We start from the raw sequence: 19,185 nt of genomic DNA on the forward strand, positions 1-19,185 counted from the left end.
CGGCCAAGCTGCCAATCTCCCCCTTGCGGGGGAGATGGCCGGCAGGCCAGAGGGGGGTGCTGTCCCGCTAACGTTCCTGAATCGTCTATCGCAGCAACATCCTACGGCGTCGCTTCCCTGTCAGTCGGCCTAGCGATGGCTGGAGGCCTTCCAACCCCTTCAAACATTCCCGCAGCACACCCGCATCCTGCGCGGTCTTGGCCATCGACATGGCGCCGGAATAAACCGCTACCGCAAGTACCGCGAAGCGGTCGGGATCGGTGCCGTCCTCCCCGCCGGCTTGCTGATCGGCCCGCGCTTTGTCGGCGATCGCCCGTCGCCAGCCGGCAAAAATCCCCGCAAGGGCCGTTCGGAAATCGGCGTCGGCGAGCGACAGTTCGTGCGCCAGATTGTTGAGCGGGCAGCCGCGCACATAGCCCTGCCGTTCCAGTTCCGCCGCCACCGCCTCGAACACGGCGCGCACGCCCTCACGCGCCGACGACGCCGCCCGCACCGGAGCGATCCAGGTCTCTTCGACCGCTGCCGCCACGCGCTCCTCGATCACCGCCAGCGCCAGCGCCTTCTTGGTCGGGAAATGGTGATGCAGCGCGCCGCCGGTGACGCCGGCCGCCGCCGTCAGGTCGCCGAGACTCGAGGCGTGATAGCCGCGCGCCTGGAAGGACTCCTCCGCCACATCGAGGACCCGGCGGCGCATACCTGCCGGGTCGTTGGTGCGCTTCTTGCGCATCGCCATCTCCCCCTTCTCCCCTTGTGGGAGAAGGTGCCTGAACGAAGTGAAGGCGGATGAGGGGTGCTCCAGCTTGGCAAAGACGGCGATCCGTCCAGCACCCCTCATCCGTCTTGGCGCTGCACGCCAATCCACCTTCTCCCACAAGGGGAGAAGGAAAAGGAAAGATACCAGATTGACAAAACAGGACAACCGGTCTGTTTTATAAACAGGATGATCGCCCTGTTTTGGAGTCGACGATGAACATCGTTCGAAGTGCCCCCCGCCTTGCCTCACCCATCGTCGAGCTTCGCCAATACACGCTGAGGCCAGGCCAGCGCGAAACGCTGATCGCGCTGTTCGACCGGGAGTTCATCGTGAGCCAGGAAGCGACCGGCATGACCATCATCGGCCAGTTCCGCGACCTCCACCGCCCCGACATGTTCGTCTGGCTGCGCGGCTTCGACGACATGAGAGCCAGAAAAGACGCGCTGAGCGCCTTCTATGGCGGGCCGGTCTGGGCCGAGCATCGCGACGCCGCCAACGCGACGATGATCGATTCGGACGATGTGCTGCTTCTGAAGCCGGCATGGCGGGATGCCGGCTTCGACCTGTCGGGACTGCAGAGGTCCGCCATCGCCGAAGCCGGAAAAGCAAATCCGGAAGGCCGCTTAGACAGCATTATTGAGATTTCGATTCATCATTTGCGCCCGGGTATGGGTGCTGCCTTCGCCGAGCGTTTCCGGACGGAAGCGATTCCGCAGCTTGCGGCAAACGGCGCACGCCTGCTCGGCGCCTTCGTCAGCGAGCACGCCGAAAACACGTTCCCGCGCCTGCCGGTGCGAGTTGGCGAAAATGTCTTCATCGCTGTCACTGGTTTCGGCAACAAAGAGGCGCTCGACCGATGCCAAGCCGCCCTCGCCGCTTCGCCGGCGTGGCGAGTCTTCCGGAAAGCTTTGGAGCCGAGCCTGACAAAGCCATCCCAGATGCTTCTGCTTTCGCCGACATCCCGATCGTTGGTGGGCCGGTGATCCCTGCCGGGAGGCTGCCTGCCGACAGATACGGAATGTCAGTCGCTTCGCCAGTTCGGCTGCTACGGCTTGACGGTGAACTCTGTCCACATGCCCGTCGCGAAGTGACCCGGGACATTGCAGATGAGCACGTATTTGCCAGGTTTCAGGTTTACGGTAAGCGTGCCCGAAGCGCCAGGGTCGAGTTCCGCAACCTCTCCCTTGTCGCCGGCCTTGTCCTCATCGACCCGGTTCTCGGCAGCAATGTAGGGAAGCGGGTCCTTGGGATCCGCTCGATACATCACGATCATTTCGTGGATAGTATCCTTGGAACTGTTCTTCACCTTGAACGTGATCTTGCCGGCCTTCACCGTCGCGGGCTTGGCCGTCATCCCCATGGTTGCCTTCGACATGTCGAGATTTGGCGTTCCATAGGCGAAGCCGGTGGTCATGGGCGTGTTCGCCCCTTTGTCCCACAACGAAACCTGAACAGTGCTGGCAGCCTGAGCGGCACCAGCCATCGCAACAACCGCGGCAAGCGACAGTGCCGCACTGCTTACCATGCTTTTCACAGCGAAGTTCCTCCGGCAGGCACCGATGGAATCGACACCGGCAATCGACCTCTTAAGGCCGTAGAACCAATCAACAGCCCAACGGTAGCGGTATGGTTGCACCTCCGGCCACCCTCGGCCTTGCGCTGGATCAAACCTTCCGGGCCTTAATGGACCGCCCGACCGGTGCATACTCAGCGGATCTCCGAGATCGAATCCAACAGGATATCACGAGCCCCGAAGGGTCTGGCTTAAGACCTCGGCGACGAAAGCCGGATCCTCCCAATGCGGGTTGTGGCCGCAATGCTCCGCCCACACGAGGCGTGAGCCGGCTACCGCTTCAGCCAAAGCTTGCTGGTGCGCCTCACCAAAAAGCGGATCGCAGGCACCCGCTATGATCAGCGTCCGGACCCGCACGGCCCGCGCTGCAGCGGTCAGATCCGTACGGCGGATTTCTTCGAGAATGGCGCGCCATCGCGCCGTTGGCATCGCCGAGGCGTCCTGAGCCATGGCTGCAAGGAAGGCCCGCGGCACGTTCGCGCCGCAGGCATGCCACCAGTCATAGAACGGATCGGCCGGGGCGATCGGATCGCGCAGCGCCGCGACACCGGCGACGAGGGGATGGTCCGGCGCGAAACCGGTTTTCAAAGTGCCGGCCACGACCACCAGCCCACCGATCAGTTCCGGGTGCCGCGCTGCCAGCGCGATCGACACCATGGCTCCCAGCGAATGGCCGACCAGGACCGGCCGGTCGAGCCGCAGGCGCCGGATCAGTCCGGCGATATCTTCGGCGAAATCGGCGACGGCGCAGTCCTCACGCGCCTGCGAAGCGCCGTGGCCGCGCAGGTCCGGCATGATCAGGCGGCGGCCGGCGAGATACGGCATCAGCAGCGAAAAGCTGCGGCTGGTGTCGGTGAAGCCGTGCACAAGCACCAGCGGCGGCTTTGAACCGGCGATCTCGACATAGGCAGCGTCGAGGCCGCCGACATCGACAAACTGCTTGCGGCTAGGCCAGGCGTCCTGCTCGGTCTCGTGCTCCGGCAGGTCCAATGCCGCCGGTCTCACAGTCCGAGCTTTTCCTTGACCGCGGCAAGGCCGGGTTTGCCGTCGAAGGTGGTGACGCCGGCCAGCCACCCATCGAGGCGATCCTTGTGCAAGGTAATCGACTTCAGCGCCCCCTCCTCCGGCTTCATGCCATCATTGATGAGGTAGCCCATGCCGACATTTTCCATATCGATGTCGAAGGCAAGGTTCTTCAGGAGCTGCGCGACGTTCGGGCATTGCTGCAGATAGCCCTTGCGCACCTGCGTCGTCACGGTGGCGGCGCCGAAATTCGGGCCGAAGAACTTGTCGCCGCCGGTCAGGTACTTGAAATCGTACATCGTGTTCATCGGATGCGGCGCCCAGCCCTGGAAGACGATGAACTGCTTCTCCTTGATCTCGTAGCCGACTTCCGAGAGCATGCCGGCTTCGCTCGACTCGACCACCTGCCAGCCGTCGAGATGGAACTGAGGATCGGCGATGGCGTCCATCATCAGTTGGTTGGAGCCGGGCTCGATGCCGTACATCTTCTTGCCGAACCTGTCGGCGAATTTGTGCAGGTCGGAGAGATCCTTGACGCCGGCTTCCCAGACATAGGTCGGCACGGCGAAGGTGTATTTGGCGCCGACCAGATTGACGCGCACGTTCTCGATCGAGCCGTCCTTCTTGTAAGGCTCGTAATAAGTGACCATCGCCGGGTCCCAGTAGCCGAGGAACAGGTCGAGGTCTTTGTTCTTCATGCCCTCGTAGATGACGTTGATGCCGAGCACCTCGCTCTGCGGCTCGTAGCCGAGCGCCTGGAGCAGCACCTTGGCCACGCCCGTGGTGAAGGCGAGATCGTTCCAGCCGGGCTCCGCCATGCGGACCACTTTGCAGTCCTCGGCTTCGGCGGCCCTGGCGGCCTGGGAAGTCAGCATCAGGGCCGCGACACAGACGCCATTCGCAAGCATACGCAACATTCCGGTTCTCCTCATGTCGACTATTCGTTGACCAACTGGTCATATTATTGTCCCACTGGTCAATCATTGATCTGAGCGGGCGAAAATGTCAACATGGATTCGCGATGCATGGATCGGTCCGGTGAAACTCACACGTCTCAGCGACATACGCCGCAAGGAATTGCGGCAGGCAGCCTTCGCGGTGCTGGAGCGCGAGGGCATTGCCGGCGCGACGCTGGAAAAGGTCGCGGCCCAGGCCGGCGCCTCGAAGGGCATCGTGCTGCACTATTTCCGCAACAAGCAGGAACTGTTCGAGCATGCCATGCGCGAGGCGAATGCCGTGCTCCGCAATGCGGTGGTCGTCAGGCTTCGGCGCGCACGGACGCCGATGGAACGACTGCACGCCGTGATCGAGGGCAATTTCGAGGAGCATCTGTTCCTGCCGCCGCTCTGCCACGCTTGGCTGTCGCTCTGCTCCGAGGTGCCGCGCGACGAGAAGCTGGCGCGCATCCAGAAGGTCATCCACGCGCGCATGCGTTCGAACCTGTTGTCCGGCCTGCGCGACCTTGCATCGCCGGACCTAGCGGATGAGATCGTGCTCGGCGTCACCGCGCTGATCGACGGGCTGTGGCTCCGGCTCGGGCTGCAGCCGGGCAGCGTCACACGCGAACAGGCGGTCCGCCAGGTCAAGGACTATGTCGCGGGGCGGCTCGCCCTGCGCCGGCCCGCAACCGTCGAGGCTGGCCTCCGCCATACGGCGGGGTGAGGTCTAGTCCCCGACCTCGTTATCCAGGTTGCGGAAGCCAAGCGCCTCAATTTCGTCCAGAATCTGCTCGCGGATCCAGCGATGCGGCGCCTCGTCGTCGCGGCGGGCGTGCCAGTACATCCGCACCGCCGGAGAACGAATTGAAATCGGCGCCCGATAGATGCCGAGCGGCAAGGATTTCGCTGCCACCGCCGCGAACTGTCTTGGAACGGCGGCCAGATAGGATCCGCTCGCCACGGCCAGCGCAACGGCCTGGAAATGCGGCAAGGCGAGCGTGACTTGGCGCGTCCGGCCCATCCTGCCCAGCGCGTCGTCGGTGAAGCCCGACATCGAGCCGTCGACGGAGCGCAGCGCGTGCGGCAGCTCGCAGAAGAGGTCGAGCGGCACCTCTTCCCCCTCGGCGATCCCCGCATGGCGAAGCGCGGGATTGTCTTTCGCCGCGATGATGGCAAAGGGCGACCCGAACAGCGGCACGCTGGAGACCCATTCGGCGACGTCCAGCGGGCGCTCCAACGCCACGTCGATCTGATCCTCCTGCAGCAGCTTCGAGACATCGCCACTGGCGCTGTCGAGGAAGCGGAACGACACACGAGGTGCAATGGCCGCGATGCGCGCTGCAAAGGGCGGCATCAAGAGCATGGAAAAGAAATCCGCGCCCATGAAGGTGAAGGTCCGTTGCAGTCTCGCCGGGTCGAAGGCCGTCGTGGGCTGGAAGGCTCGCTCGATCTCGCGCAGCGCCGCGCGCACCGGTTCGGCCAGGCTTTCGGCGCGCGGCGTGGGCACCATGTCGTTGCCGCGCCGCACGAAGAGCTGGTCGTTGAGCGCGTGGCGCAGGCGGTTGAGCGCGGCGCTCACGGCGGGCTGGCTGAGGCCGATCTGCTCGCCGGCGCGCGTCGCGCTTTTCTCGCGCAAAAGCGCGTCGAGCACTCTTACCAGATTGAGATCCAGCGCATTCAAATTCATCGCATCAATCCGCCCCATACGATCATTCGATTTCCGTCGCCCGCCCATCCCTGTTTAGGTCCCCGTCGACGCCGCTCGGCCGGCCCCAGCACAGGGAGAGAAAATCGTGACAATGATCAACAGGACCATAGCAGGCAAGGAACTCCTTTGGTTCAACAACACGCTCGTCGCCGTCCAGATCTCGTCGGCCGACGGCGAGGATGGCGTCTGCGTCATCGAGCATCGCCTGCCCTGCGGCGATTCCCCGCCGTTGCATGTGCACCGCAACGAGGACGAGATCTTCCACATCATCGAGGGACGGATGCGTTTCCGGATCGACGACCGTGAGCGGATCGTCGGCACTGGCGAGACCGTCATCACGCCGAAAGGCCTGCCGCACACATTCAAGGTTGAATCCCCGGAAGGCGCGCATACGCTCACCATCACGCGTGGTTCGGATTTCGAAACGATGGTCCGCATGGCGAGCCGTCCTGCCGAACGGCCGGACCTGCCGCCGCCGGCGGAGCCGACGCCGGAGATGATTGAGACGCTGACAAGGATTTGCGCCGAGAACGGCATCGATATTGTCGGACCGCCGATGGGGTGAGCGCTTTCCCTTCTCCCCTTGTGGGAGAAGGTGTCGCCGAAGGCGACGGATGAGGGGCGTTGGAAGGATTGCGACGTTGAAGAACTAGGCGCTTTCAATCCTCAATTTTCTGGCGCCTCGTTTCTTCCAACACCCCTCATCCGTCTCGGCGCTGCGCGCCGATCCACCTTCTCCCACAAGGGGAGAAGGAAGAGGCGCCACGCTTCAACCGATTTGCATCCCGCTCGCCCGCAATCTTCGCTTGATGCGTTTTGTGCAACGCGATACGCCGTTGCCGAATTCGACAAGCGGAGACCTTTCGTGAGCGCTGAAAAGACCAGAACCGAAACCGATACATTCGGTCCCATCGAGGTGGCGGCCGACCGCTACTGGGGCGCGCAGGCGCAGCGTTCGCTGGGCAATTTCAGAATAGGCTGGGAAAAGCAGCCGGCCTCGATCGTGCGGGCGCTGGGCGTCATCAAGCGCGCCGCGGCAGAGGTCAACATGGAGATGAAGCGGCTGGATCCAGCCGTCGGCAAGGCGATCGTCGAGGCGGCGCAGGAAGTCATCGACGGCAAGCTCAACGACCACTTCCCGCTCGTCGTCTGGCAGACGGGCTCCGGTACGCAGTCCAACATGAACGCCAATGAGGTGATCTCAAACCGGGCGATCGAAATGCTCGGCGGCGTGATGGGCTCGAAGAAGCCGGTGCACCCCAACGACCACGTCAATATGAGCCAGTCGTCGAACGACACCTATCCGACGGCCATGCACATCGCCTGCGCCGAGCGGATCGTGCACGACCTGATCCCCGCGCTGCACCATCTGCACAAGGCGCTTGCCGCCAAAGCCCGCGCCTTCAACCACATCATCAAGATCGGCCGCACCCACACGCAGGACGCCACTCCCCTCACCCTCGGCCAGGAATTCTCCGGCTATGCCGCGCAGGTCGTCTCGTCGATCAAGCGCATCGAGATGACGCTGCCCGGCCTGCAGGAGCTGGCGCAGGGCGGCACCGCCGTCGGCACCGGTCTCAACGCGCCGGTCGGCTTCGCGGAAAAGGTGGCGGACCGCATCGCTTCGATCACCGGCATTTCCTTCGTCACCGCGCCGAACAAGTTCGAGGCGCTCGCCGCGCACGATTCCATGGTGTTCTCGCATGGCGCGATCAACGCGGCGGCGGCCGCGCTGTTCAAGATCGCCAACGACATCCGCTTTCTCGGCTCCGGCCCGCGCTCGGGCCTCGGCGAGCTCTCGCTGCCGGAAAACGAGCCGGGCTCTTCGATCATGCCGGGCAAGGTCAACCCGACCCAGTGCGAGGCGATGACGCAGGTCTGCGTGCAGGTGTTCGGCAACAACGCCGCGCTCACCTTCGCCGGCAGCCAGGGCCATTTCGAGCTCAATGTCTACAATCCGCTGATGGCCTATAATTTCCTGCAGTCGGTGCAACTGCTCGCGGACGCTTCCGTGTCCTTCACCGACAATTGCGTGGTCGGCATCGAGGCCCGGGAAGACAACATCAAGGCCGCGCTCGAGCGCTCGCTGATGCTGGTGACGGCGCTCGCCCCCACCATCGGCTACGACAACGCCGCCAAGATCGCCAAGACCGCGCACAAGAACGGCACCACGCTGCGCGAGGAGGCTCTGGCCACCGGACTGGTCAGCGAAGCCGACTACGACCGGCTGGTGCGGCCGGAGGACATGACGCATCCGGGGTGACATTCTGCGGCGGGAGAATTTGCTCCCGCAGCCGATTCTCGCGACGCGAATTTCGCGTCCGTCGGCGCGACCATAGAATATATAATCTGTGAACAATGTGTCGCCGCATAGACAGCTTTGGTGAACGGTCTTCGTCGTCTATCTGACTGGGCATTCAACCCCGCTCGGAGACCCGCCATGTCCATCAACACTTCCGCCGCTACCGCCGGCACCGCGTCCAACAATTCCACCACCATCCTGCTCGGCCGCGCCCTGCTTGCCGTCATCTTCCTGCTTTCCGGCTTCGGCAAGCTTACCGCCATTTCCGGCACCGCCGGCTATTTCGGCGCCCTCGGACTGCCGCTGCCGACCGTCACCGCCGTCGTCGTCGGCCTCATCGAGCTTGTCGGCGGCCTTGCCATTCTCGTAGGCTTCCAGACGCGTGTCGCCGCCTGGGTGCTCGCCATCTTCACGATCGCCACCGGGCTGGTCGCCCATACCGGCTGGGCCGACCAGATGCAGATGATCCAGTTCCTCAAGAACCTCGCCATCACCGGCGGCTTCATCCTGCTCGCCTCGTCCGGCGCCGGCGCCTACTCGATCGACGCCAAACGCGGCTGAAGTTTTTGTTTGACGCAATTCCGAACGGAAGGTTACGGCGAAGTCGCCGAACCTAAACGCTTCACACTTTTCCTGGAATTGCTCCCCCTCCCAAGCCTGAAACCAAAGCGGCGCGGAATTTTTCGCACCGCTTTTTCGTTTTCCGGTTGCAGGCGTAGACTGCACCGGCAGCCGGCCAGATCCTGATCGGGCGTCGGCAAGGGAGGTTGCAATGTTCCGCAACGCACTGCTTCTGATCTCGCGGCTCCTGCTTGCCGCGCTTTTCGTGCCGTCGGGATTCCAGGCACTCACCAACATCGCCGGCACCACCAGCTATTTCGCCGGCCTCGGCCTGCCGCTGCCGACTTTAGCCGCCTGGGGCACCGGCCTGTTCGAGCTGATCGCCGGATTACTGATCCTGATCGGCTTCCAGACGCGGATCGTGGCGCTGCTGCTTGCCGCCTTCTCGATCGTCGCCGGCTTCATCGGCCATTACGGCCAGGGCGGCGACGATGCGACTTTAGCCTTCCTGCACCAGCAGATGCTGATGAAGGACATTGCCATTGCCGGCGGCTTCCTGGCGCTCGCCATGGCCGGCGCCGGCGCCTGGTCGGCGGACGGGCGCAGCATTGGCATCGGCGCCGAAGTCACGTGATCCGTTACTTGACGGAAACGCTCGGACCGCCTTCGACCGCCAGCACCAGGCGGCGGTTGGTGATGCGCGCCAGTTGCGCCAGCCGGCCGGCCGGGCGCTCGCCATAGAGGTCGGAGAGCGAGGCCGGCAGCACCAGCGCCAGCGCGCCGTTGCCGCGGCTTTCCCATTTCAGCCTTGGCATCACGCCCGGCATCGCCGCCGTCAGCAGGTAGACGACGCGCATCATCGCCGCCAGCACGCGGGCGCGCTCGAGCATGCGCGACGGCGCCAGCGCCTTGATCTCCGGCGCGATTCCATCGCTGAAGATGCCGTCATGGCGGTAGGCGCTGGCCAGAGCCAGGTAGGCGCGGCCGGGATGGTCGACGCCGATGAAGGAGGCATGCGCGATGATGTTGAGCGACTGCCGTCCGCGATATTCCGGGTGCGCGCGCCAGCCGATATCGGCGAGCAGGCACGCAGCGTGGCGATAGCGCGCCTCGTCCACCGTCTCGTCGATGCCGAAGGCCTTGAAGGCCTTGCCCGTCCATTCGACGAGGTCGTGCGCATGATGGACCGAGCGGGAACGCAATACCGCCAATTCCTCGGCCGCCGAGATCAGCGGATCGGATTTCTGCTCGGCGGCGTCAAGCAGCGAATAGAGGAAGCCCTCGCGCACGCCCTGCGCCGAGACGACGATCTTGGAAGGCTGCATGGCCGCCATGATCTCCTGCAGCACGACGGCGCCGTAAGGCAGCAGCGAGCGGCGGTTCTTGGAGACGCCCTCGATACCCTTGACCTTCTCGATCTCGCCCTTGGCCACCTGCCTAAGGAAGGTCTGGGCGCTGTCGGCGGCGATCTCGTAGTGATGCATGACGCCAAGCGGGTAGTTGTTCATCTCCATGTGCAGGCGGGCGAGGTTTCGCCAGGTGCCGCCGACGGCGTAGAAGACCCTGCCCTGCCCGCCCTTCAAGAGCTTCGCCCGCGCCAGTTCCTGGCGCGCGATCTTCTGCGCCTGGACGAGCGAGTTCTTCGCCATATCCTGCAGGCGCAGCCCACCGAGCGGCAGCGTGATGCCGTCGCCGATCGCTTCGCCATTGATATCGATGAGCTCCAGGCTGCCGCCGCCGAGGTCGCCGGCGATGCCGTTGGCCGGGTGGAAGCCGGAAATGATGCCGAGCGCCGAATAATGCGCTTCCTGGCGGCCTGAGAGCACCCGGATCTCGGTCTTCAGCACGTCCTCGGCGCGGTGGATGAAGTCCGGGCCGTTAATCGCCTCGCGGGCCGCCGCGGTTGCCAGCACATACATGTGCTCGGCGCCGGCCTGGTCCGAAAGCGCGCGAAACCGCCGGAACTCCTCCATCGAGCGCGTCACCGCCTCGGGATCGAGCTTGCCCGTCGAAACGATGCCGCGGCCGAGGCCGGCCAGCATCTTTTCGTTGAACAGCAGCGTCGGCGAGCGCGCCAGCCCTTCATAGACGACAAGGCGGATCGAGTTCGATCCGATGTCGATGATCGACAGCGGCCGCCGGTCCTGGAGCCGGCCCTGGGAAATTGAAATCACGCGGCGCCGTTCTTCTTGCGGCGCTTGAACTGAGCAATGCGCTTGGGCGCATGCGATTTCAGCGCGTCACCCCGTCCGGAAAGGCTCGGATTGGTCATGAAATATTCCTGCGCGTTGAACGGCTCCTCGCCCTCCTCCAGCATGACGCGCCGGGAGGTTCCGTCTGCCAATACGTCGAAACTTTGCTGGTTGTCCATGACATTGCCCAGCATGATCTGGCCAAGCACCTGTTCATGCACAGTTGGATTGGTGATCGGCACCAGCGTCTCGACGCGGCGGTCGAGATTGCGCGGCATCATGTCGGCCGAGGAGATGTAGACGATCGCCTCGTCCGACGGCAGACCGTGGCCGTTGCCGAAGCAGTAGATGCGGCTGTGTTCGAGAAAGCGGCCGACGATCGACTTCACCCTGATGTTCTCGGACAGGCCCGGCACCTGCGGCCGCAGGCAGCAGATGCCGCGCACAACGAGGTCGACCTCGACGCCGGCGCGGCTGGCGTCATAGAGCGCGTCGATGACGGTCGGATCGACGAGTGAGTTCATCTTCATCCAGATGCGGGCCGGCCTGCCTTCACGCGCATGGCCGATCTCCTCGGAGACGTGCTTCAGGATGCGCTTGCGCAGCGTGAAGGGCGACACCGCGATGCGCATCTCCTCGGCGGGCTCCGCATAGCCGGTGATGAAGTTGAAGAGCTGGGCGACGTCGCGCGCGATCGTCGGATCGGTGGTGAAGAAGGACAGGTCGGTGTAGATGCGGGCGGTGACCGGATGGTAGTTGCCGGTGCCGAGATGCACGTAGTTGCGCAGCCGGCTGTCCTCGCGGCGCACGATGAGCGACATCTTGGCGTGGGTCTTCAATTCCAGGAAGCCGAACACGACCTGAACGCCGGCGCGCTCGAGGTCGCGCGCCCAGCGGATGTTGGCCTCCTCGTCGAAGCGCGCCTTGAGCTCGACAAGCGCTGTGACCGACTTGCCGGCCTCGGCCGCGTCGATGAGCGCGCGCACGATCGGGCTGTCGTTCGAGGTGCGGTAGAGCGTCTGCTTGATCGCGACCACTTCCGGATCGGCCGCCGCCTGGCGCAGGAACTGCACCACGACGTCGAACGATTCGTAGGGGTGGTGGACGATGATGTCCTTCTCGCGGATCGCGGCGAAGCAGTCGCCGCCATGCTCGCGGATACGCTCGGGGAAGCGCGGGTTGTAGGGCGTGAATTTGAGGTCGTCGCGCGGAACAGCGACGATCTCGGATATCTGGTTGAGCGCCAGCGGACCGGTCAAGACGCTGATGCGGCTCGACGAGACGCCGAGCTCGCCGGCGACGAAGTCGCGCAATTCGGCCGGCATCAGCGTGTCGAACTCGATGCGGATCACGGAACCGCGGCGGCGGCGCTTCAGCGCCGTCTCGAACAGGCGCACGAGATCTTCCGACTCTTCCTCGACCTCGATATCGCTGTCGCGGATGATGCGGAACGTGCCTGAGCCCTTGACCTCGTAGCCGGGAAACAGCTTGCCGATATAGATGCCGACCGCTTCCTCCAACGGGATGAAGCGGACATGGTTCTTGCGGTCGGGCAGACGGATGAAGCGTTTCAGCGCCACCGGCAGACGCAGAAGCGCGCTCATCTCCTCGCCGTTCTTGCGGTGGCGCAATTGCAGCGCCATCGAGAAACCGAGATTGGGAATGAACGGGAACGGATGCGCCGGGTCGATCGACAGCGGCGTCAGCACCGGGAAAACCTGGTCCTGGAAATGTTCTTCCAGCCAGGCCCTCTCGTCCTTGGTGAGCCCGTCGCGGGTGATGCTCTCGATGCCTTCCTTGTCGAGCAGCTCCATCAGGGTCGACAGGCTCTTCTGCTGGTCTTCCTGCAGACGCTCGACCTCGCGCAGCAACTGTTCGAGCTGCTGTTCGGGCGTGCGGCCGTCTGGGCTCTTCAGCGCGATGCCCTCGCGCACCTGGCCGGCAAGGCCGGCGACGCGGACCATGAAGAACTCGTCGAGGTTGGCGGCAGAGATCGACAGGAAGCGGACGCGCTCGAGCAGCGGGTGGCGCGTGTTGAGCGATTCCTCGAGCACGCGCCGGTTGAACTGCAGCCAGGAAAATTCCCGGTTGACGAAGCGGTCGGGATTACCGCCGTCCGGGCTTGCCGCCTCGACGGTGATGAACTCGCTCTGCACCGGCCTCAGTTCGCTCATGATTCCTGCTCTTGCCTGCAACCGTTCTCTTTGAGCGCCATACACCGCCGGACGCGTTGTGGATGCTCTAACATGCTTTCATGACGCATGATGTCACGGAATCGGTTCGTTTCCGGGGCGATGCGCTTAACCGGCTCAACTTATCCTCTGACAGGGTTTTGCGACAGTTTCATTTCATCGATCTTGCAAAGAGACCGGTTATGATCCAGATGCAAACGGGCCGAAATCAAGCCGAGACCAAATTGGAGACGACGATGGCAGGCGGTTCCATTCCACATTTCCAGAACGATGCGGGCCATCCGGTCATCGACATCGGCGTCAAGGAATTCATGTGCACCGGCGCCAACCCGCCTTTCGACCATCCGCATGTGTTCCTCGACATGGGCGACGACAACGAGAAGGTCTGCCCCTATTGCTCGACGCTCTACCGCTATTCGCCAAAGCTGAAGGCGACGGAAACGCAGCCTGCCGGCTGCCTCTATATCGACCAGGCCGCCTGATTCTGCGCGATCATGGATGAGGCGCGGTCCCGGCAGGTCGTCATCGCCGGGGCCGGCATAGCCGGGCTGACGGCGGCGCTGGCCTTTACGGAGCGCGGCTACCCCGTCACGGTGCTGGAGCAGGCCAGGCAGCTCGAAGTCGTGGGCGCCGGGCTCCAGCTTTCTCCCAACGCGACCCGCATCCTGCGCCGGCTCGGCGTGCTCGACCGCTTACGGCTGAGCGCGATCAGGCCGGAAGCGGTGGTGCTTAAGGACGCCGCCACCTTGCGCGAGCTGGCACGCGTGCCGCTGGGCCAGGCCGGCGAAGACCGCTGGCGAGCGCCCTATCTTGTGGCGCACCGCGCCGACCTGCATGCCGCGCTGACGGCGACGGTTGCGGAGCGGCCCGAGATCGAGCTTGTGACAGGCGCACGGGTGACGGCCATCGCCATTTCGTCTCCCAACATCACCGTCACATCCGAAACGGATGGCGACAGCATCGAGGTCGCCGGAGGCCTGCTGGTCGGCGCCGACGGCGTCTGGTCGACGGTGAGATCGCAACTTGCCGGCAGAGAGCCCGCTTTTGCGAGAAGCCGCTTTTCCGGCGAGCTCGCCTGGCGCGCCACGGTGGCGGCGACAAGCGCCGCCGGCCAGGCCTTTGCGGCGATCGGCGCGCTCGACTGCGTCACCGCCTTCCTCCATCCTGGTTTCCACATGGTCGCCTATCCGGTAAGCGGGGGCAGCGCCGTCAACCTCGCCGCCTTCACCAAGGGCGAGCGCATTGCCGAAGGCTGGTCGGGCCATGCCGATCCCGCCATTCTCGCCAGCGCCATGCGCGGCACGTCGCAGGTTCTGGCAAGGCTTGCCACGCTCGCCGGCCCCTGGACGGCATTTCCGATCCACACCGTCGAGCAGCAGTGCTGGACGATGCCGGAAGGCGTCGCGCTGATCGGTGACGCCGCGCACGCCATGACGCCGTTCGCGGCGCAGGGCGCGGCTATGGGCATAGAGGACGCCGCGATGCTTGCCAGTTTGGTCGCCGACTTTCCCGCCGATCCGCGGCAAAGCCTCGGTATCTGGGAAAATCTCAGGCGCCCGCGCATCGAGAAGGTGCTCAGGCGCGGCGCGCTCAACCGGTTGGCATGGCATGCCTGGGGACCGGTGGCGCTAGCCCGCAACCTGGTGCTGGCGACGCGGCCGGCGGAAAAGCTCGCGGCGGATCTGGACTGGCTCTATGGCTGGGAGGAGCGGAACGTTGTAGGGCGGTAAGGCGTCGCAGCGATAAAGCTCGACAGGCTGGCGGGACAGAGGGGGGTGTGACGGAACGCGGCGTTCGCAACTCGCGGATATGCCAACCATCAATCATACAGCCTCATCGACAACCCCAGCGACACCGGGAGCGGGTTCCACCAGCCGGTGCGCAGGCCGGCGGTGCGCAGTGCCGCCGCCGTCCAGGTGTTGCAACCGACCAGCGCGTTGAAACGGCCGTTGGCCTCGTAGAAGCGGTCGAAGCTGGAATAGCCGGCATTGTCGATGACCGTCGGCCCGTTCGGCCCCTGCCGGAAGCTCGATTGAATGTAATCGAGCAGCACCGAAAAGTGCTTCTCGTCGATGTCGAAGCCAGCGACGTCCGGGCGCGGTTCGGCAATCGCGCCGGCGAGGTCGACATGCATCACCGAGGCGTCCAGCGTCAGCGCCTTCAGCACCGGCACGGCCCTCAGTTCCGACCATGTCGGCGTCTCCAGGTAGAACGCGCGACCGCCCCAGCCGAAAATAAGGTAGCGCGCCTGCGGCGCATCGGTGGGCAGCCCGGCGTCGGCGAGGAAATGATAACGCCGGCGCACGCCGTCATCGACCGGGATCGCGATGTCGGTATGGATCGGGTTCTTGAGCACCAGTATGCGCCTGGTGCCCTCGCCCGCGGCCACCGCCGGCCAGAGTGGGCGCGGCACCAGCGTGCCGAGCGCGGCGGTAAAAAGGAGCACAGCGACCAGCATGGACGGGAAACGCAGGAATTTTCTCGTCAACGGCGGGGCTCCGTTGCGCCTCTAGAGCAATTCCAGAAAAAGTGTGTAACAGTTTTCCGTCCGGAATTGCGTAAAAACAAATAGTTAGAGTGGGTCAGCGATTCTGTGAAAAGCCGAAACCGCTCTAAGCACAGAGTTTCTTAGCCGATCGTCCAAAAACAAAGAAGCCCGACCTTGCGGCCGGGCTTCTCAAATCGTTGTCGCGCTGTGTTAGTGCAGGATCTGCGACAGGAATAGTTTTGTGCGCTCATGGCGCGGATGGTCGAAGAATTCGGCCGGCGTGTTCTGCTCGACGATCTGGCCCTGATCCATGAAGATCACCCGGTTGGCGACCTTGCGGGCAAAGCCCATCTCGTGCGTGACGCAAAGCATGGTCATGCCCTCCTCGGCCAAGCCAACCATCGTCTCCAGCACTTCCTTGATCATTTCCGGATCGAGCGCCGAGGTCGGCTCGTCGAACAACATGATGCGCGGATTCATGCACAGCGAGCGAGCGATCGCCACGCGCTGCTGCTGGCCGCCCGAGAGCTGGCCGGGATATTTGTTGGCCTGCTCGGGGATCTTGACGCGCTTCAGGAAATGCATGGCGATTTCCTCGGCCTGCTTCTTCGGCGTCTTGCGCACCCAGATCGGCGCCAGCGTGCAGTTCTCCAGGATGGTCAGATGCGGGAACAGGTTGAAATGCTGGAACACCATGCCGACCTCGCGGCGCACCTCGTCGATCTTCTTTAGGTCGTTGGTCAGTTCCTTGCCGTCGACGATGATCTTGCCCTTCTGGTGCTCCTCCAGCCGGTTGATGCAGCGGATCATGGTCGACTTGCCGGAGCCGGACGGACCGCAGATGACGATGCGCTCGCCGCGCATCACCTTGAGGTTGATGTCCTTCAGCACATGGAACTCGCCGTACCATTTGTGCATGCCGACGATATCGATGGCGACATCGGTGGTCGAGACATGCATCTTCTTGGCATCGACCTTGATGTCTTCCGCGCTGACGGCGTTTTCGGTGCTCATGGCCAATTCCCCTTTTATCGTTCGATTTGATGCATGTCGTTATCCCAAAACCGTTTCACACTTTTGGGCGACATGCATCAGCGTTTGTAGCCGGTGTCGAGCCGGCGTTCGGTGTACATTGAATAGCGCGACATGCCGAAGCAGAACAGCCAGAATACGAAGGCGGCAAAGACGAGGCCGGATTTCGCGGTCTGCGGCGTCGCCCAGTTGGCGTCGGACAGGTTCTGTTTGACCACGCCCAAAAGGTCGAAGATCGAGATGATCAGCACCAGGCTGGTGTCCTTGAACATGCCGATGAAGGTGTTGACGATGGCGGGGATGACCAGCTTCAGCGCCTGCGGCAGCACGATCAGACCCATCTTCTGCCAGTAGCCGAGGCCGAGAGAATCGGCGCCCTCATACTGCCCCTTCGGGATCGCCTGAAGGCCACCGCGCACCACTTCCGCCATATAGGCGGCGGCGAACAGCGACACGCCGATCAGCGCCCGCAGGAACTTGTCGAAGGTGACACCGGCCGGCAGGAACAGCGGCAGCATGACACTGGCGAAAAACAACACCGTGATCAGCGGGATGCCGCGCACGGTCTCGATGAAAATCACACACAGCATCTTGACGATCGGCATCTTGGAGCGCCGGCCGAGCGCCAGCAGCGTGCCGAGCGGCAGCGACACGGCGATACCGACGAAAGAGAGGCTGAGCGTCACCAGCAGCCCGCCCCAGCGCGAAGTCTCGACAAGCGGGAGGCCGAACGCACCGCCGGACAAGAGAAAGAAAGACACAACCGGCAGCACCAGGAAGAGCAGGATGGCGTTCAGTCCCTTGCGCGGCACGCGTGGAATCAGCATCGGCACCAAAAGCACCACCAGCAGGACAGCGACCAGGATCGGCCGCCAGCGTTCCTCGACCGGATAGGTGCCGAACATGAACTGCCCAAACTTGGCGTTGACGAAGGCCCAGCAGGCGCCACTCCAGCCGTCGGGCTGGATGCCGCCCTGCGCGACCGTTGCGCAGACCGTGCGGTTGGGCCCGATCCATTGGGCGCTGATGAAGGCCCAGTTGATGACCTGCGGCAGCACCCAGAGAACAATGGCGATGCCGAGAACGGTGAGGATCGTGTCGCTGACCGAACCGATCAGGTTCTTGCGCACCCAGGCATAGGCGCCGCGCTCGGTGGGCGGCGCCGGCTGGGCAAGCGCCATCTCGGTGCGCACCCAGGACATATCGTGTTCCTGCATGACCCTACCTCTCCACCAGCGCCATTCTGGCGTTGACGACGTTCATCACCGCGGAGGTGATGAGGCTCAGCACCAGATAGGCGATCATCATGATAAATACGCCCTCGACCGCCTGCCCGGTCTGGTTGAGCACCGTGCCGGCAGTGGCGGTAAGGTCCGGATAGCCGATGGCGATCGCAAGCGAGGAGTTCTTGGTCAGGTTGAGATACTGGCTGGTCATCGGCGGAATGACGATACGCATCGCCTGCGGCACCACAACCAGGCGCAGAATCGGGCCGGAGCGCAGACCAAGGGCGCCGGCCGCCTCGGTCTGACCCTTGCTGACACCCCTGATGCCGGCGCGCACGATCTCGGCGATGAAGGCCGCCGTATAGCAGGAGAGCGCCAGATAGAGCGACAGGAACTCGGGTTTGACCTGGAAGCCGCCAGTCAGATTGAAGGTCGACTGCTTCGGCAGGTCGAAGGTGAGCGGCATCCCGGCGAGCAGGAAGGCAAGCACCGGCAGGCCGACGATCAGGGCCACCGAGGTCCAGAACACCGGGAACTGCTGGCCGGTCGCCATCTGGCGCTGGCGCGCCCGGTACGCGACGAACCAGGCCATGGCGAGCGCCACGACGAAGGCGACGCCGATCAGCCAGGAGCCATCGCCCCAAATCGCGCGCGGAAAATAAAAGCCGCGCTGGTTGAGGAAAGTGCCGAACGGCAGGTGGAAGCTTTCGCGCGGCGGAGGCAGGACGGCCAGCACGCCCGAATACCAGAAGAAGATGACCAGCAGAGGCGGGATGTTGCGGAAGATCTCGACATAGACCGTGCAGATCTTGCGGATCAGCCAGTTGTGCGACAGGCGACCGATGCCGATGACGAAGCCGATGATGGTGGCGGTGACGATGCCGGCAACTGCGACGATGATGGTGTTGATCAGGCCGACGAGGATGGCGCGGAAATAGGTCGAATCGGACGTATAGGCGATCGGCGTATCCGAGATGTCGAAACCGGCCCTGCCCCTCAGGAAGCCGAAGCCGGAGGCGATGTGCAGGCGAGCCAGATTGTCGATGACGTTCTGCACGATCCACCAGACCGAGCCGAACAACAAGACGATGACCAGCGTCTGAAAGAAGATGCTGCGTATTTTCGGGTCATTGACGAAGGAGCCGCGGCTCGGCTCCTCGCGAAGGATTTCCTGCGATGCCATGCGACCATCCCCT

Annotated in this window: 19 protein-coding genes; 8 read left to right on the forward strand and 11 right to left on the reverse strand. The window is 63.8% G+C overall.

From position 1 onward, the window contains the following. Positions 1–85: 85 nt before the first annotated feature. Complete coding sequence (locus tag EJ070_RS29200; protein WP_245464706.1) at positions 86–727, reverse strand: TetR/AcrR family transcriptional regulator; 642 nt, start codon at positions 725–727, stop codon at positions 86–88. A 239-nt stretch (positions 728–966) separates the two neighbouring features. Between EJ070_RS29200 and EJ070_RS29205 the strand changes: the two genes are divergently transcribed. Further along, complete coding sequence (locus EJ070_RS29205) at positions 967–1,737, forward strand: NIPSNAP family protein (RefSeq protein ID WP_126094460.1); 771 nt, start codon at positions 967–969, stop codon at positions 1,735–1,737. Between the two features lie 62 nt (positions 1,738–1,799). Here the strand turns inward: EJ070_RS29205 and EJ070_RS29210 are convergent, their stop codons facing one another. From EJ070_RS29210 to choX, 3 genes are all read right to left on the reverse strand, one after another. Next, positions 1,800–2,279 (reverse strand): sulfocyanin-like copper-binding protein, encoded by a 480-nt coding sequence (locus tag EJ070_RS29210; protein WP_245464971.1) that lies wholly within the window; start codon positions 2,277–2,279, stop codon positions 1,800–1,802. A gap of 216 nt (positions 2,280–2,495) precedes the next feature. Continuing rightward, positions 2,496–3,332 (reverse strand): alpha/beta hydrolase, encoded by an 837-nt coding sequence (locus tag EJ070_RS29215; protein ID WP_126094461.1) that lies wholly within the window; start codon positions 3,330–3,332, stop codon positions 2,496–2,498. Then, complete coding sequence (gene choX, locus EJ070_RS29220; RefSeq protein ID WP_126094462.1) at positions 3,329–4,267, reverse strand: choline ABC transporter substrate-binding protein; 939 nt, start codon at positions 4,265–4,267, stop codon at positions 3,329–3,331. The genes EJ070_RS29215 and choX overlap by 4 nt, the downstream gene beginning before the upstream one ends. An 85-nt stretch (positions 4,268–4,352) precedes the next feature. Here choX and betI point away from each other — a divergent pair, with 85 nt between their 5' ends. Beyond that, the gene (betI, locus tag EJ070_RS29225) at positions 4,353–5,012 is read left to right on the forward strand and encodes a transcriptional regulator BetI (RefSeq protein WP_126094463.1); all 660 of its coding nucleotides are present in this window, start codon (positions 4,353–4,355) and stop codon (positions 5,010–5,012) included. A gap of 3 nt (positions 5,013–5,015) precedes the next feature. On the opposite strand, the gene EJ070_RS29230 is transcribed toward betI, so the two are convergent. Further along, positions 5,016–5,975, reverse strand: coding sequence for a LysR family transcriptional regulator (locus EJ070_RS29230; protein WP_126094464.1), 960 nt, complete (start codon positions 5,973–5,975; stop codon positions 5,016–5,018). A 112-nt stretch (positions 5,976–6,087) separates the two neighbouring features. Between EJ070_RS29230 and EJ070_RS29235 the strand changes: the two genes are divergently transcribed. The 4 genes from EJ070_RS29235 (at position 6,088) to EJ070_RS29250 (ending at position 9,493) form a co-directional block, all read left to right on the forward strand. Further along, positions 6,088–6,561, forward strand: coding sequence for a cupin domain-containing protein (locus tag EJ070_RS29235; protein WP_189350717.1), 474 nt, complete (start codon positions 6,088–6,090; stop codon positions 6,559–6,561). A gap of 300 nt (positions 6,562–6,861) precedes the next feature. Further along, positions 6,862–8,259, forward strand: a complete 1,398-nt coding sequence (gene fumC, locus EJ070_RS29240) for a class II fumarate hydratase (protein WP_126094466.1) — start codon at positions 6,862–6,864, stop codon at positions 8,257–8,259. 177 nt (positions 8,260–8,436) lie between these two features. Then, entirely contained in the window at positions 8,437–8,859 is a 423-nt protein-coding gene (locus EJ070_RS29245) for a DoxX family protein (RefSeq protein ID WP_126094467.1), read from the forward strand. 211 nt (positions 8,860–9,070) lie between these two features. After that, the gene (locus EJ070_RS29250; RefSeq protein ID WP_126094468.1) at positions 9,071–9,493 is read left to right on the forward strand and encodes a DoxX family protein; all 423 of its coding nucleotides are present in this window, start codon (positions 9,071–9,073) and stop codon (positions 9,491–9,493) included. Positions 9,494–9,497: 4 nt separating this feature from the next. On the opposite strand, the gene ppx is transcribed toward EJ070_RS29250, so the two are convergent. Then, on the reverse strand, positions 9,498–11,033 hold the full coding sequence (ppx, locus tag EJ070_RS29255; protein ID WP_126094469.1) for an exopolyphosphatase: 1,536 nt from the start codon (positions 11,031–11,033) through the stop codon (positions 9,498–9,500). Then, positions 11,030–13,225 carry an RNA degradosome polyphosphate kinase gene (locus EJ070_RS29260; RefSeq protein ID WP_126094470.1) on the reverse strand — a complete coding sequence of 732 codons (2,196 nt, stop codon included), beginning with the start codon at positions 13,223–13,225 and terminating at the stop codon, positions 11,030–11,032. The genes ppx and EJ070_RS29260 overlap by 4 nt, the downstream gene beginning before the upstream one ends. Positions 13,226–13,479: 254 nt before the next feature. Here EJ070_RS29260 and EJ070_RS29265 point away from each other — a divergent pair, with 254 nt between their 5' ends. Together EJ070_RS29265 and EJ070_RS29270 are read left to right on the forward strand one after the other, a co-directional pair. Then, entirely contained in the window at positions 13,480–13,725 is a 246-nt protein-coding gene (locus EJ070_RS29265; protein WP_126094471.1) for a zinc-finger domain-containing protein, read from the forward strand. A 12-nt stretch (positions 13,726–13,737) separates the two neighbouring features. After that, positions 13,738–14,973: an FAD-dependent monooxygenase gene (locus EJ070_RS29270; protein WP_126094472.1), complete on the forward strand. Its 1,236-nt coding sequence runs from the start codon at positions 13,738–13,740 to the stop codon at positions 14,971–14,973. Between the two features lie 89 nt (positions 14,974–15,062). Here the strand turns inward: EJ070_RS29270 and EJ070_RS29275 are convergent, their stop codons facing one another. The 4 genes from EJ070_RS29275 to EJ070_RS29290 all read right to left on the reverse strand — a co-directional run bounded on the left by EJ070_RS29275 (position 15,063) and on the right by EJ070_RS29290 (position 19,172). Continuing rightward, positions 15,063–15,701, reverse strand: a complete 639-nt coding sequence (locus EJ070_RS29275) for a TIGR02117 family protein (protein ID WP_126095948.1) — start codon at positions 15,699–15,701, stop codon at positions 15,063–15,065. A 240-nt stretch (positions 15,702–15,941) separates the two neighbouring features. Beyond that, positions 15,942–16,745 (reverse strand): amino acid ABC transporter ATP-binding protein, encoded by an 804-nt coding sequence (locus EJ070_RS29280; RefSeq protein WP_126084530.1) that lies wholly within the window; start codon positions 16,743–16,745, stop codon positions 15,942–15,944. Positions 16,746–16,822: 77 nt separating this feature from the next. Next, positions 16,823–17,980, reverse strand: coding sequence for an amino acid ABC transporter permease (locus tag EJ070_RS29285; protein WP_126094473.1), 1,158 nt, complete (start codon positions 17,978–17,980; stop codon positions 16,823–16,825). A gap of 4 nt (positions 17,981–17,984) precedes the next feature. After that, a complete protein-coding gene (locus tag EJ070_RS29290) occupies positions 17,985–19,172 on the reverse strand; it encodes an amino acid ABC transporter permease (RefSeq protein WP_126094474.1) in 1,188 nt (395 codons plus the stop codon). Positions 19,173–19,185: the final 13 nt, after the last annotated feature.

The organism is Mesorhizobium sp. M1E.F.Ca.ET.045.02.1.1, assembly GCF_003952485.1.
GTDB lineage: Bacteria > Pseudomonadota > Alphaproteobacteria > Rhizobiales > Rhizobiaceae > Mesorhizobium.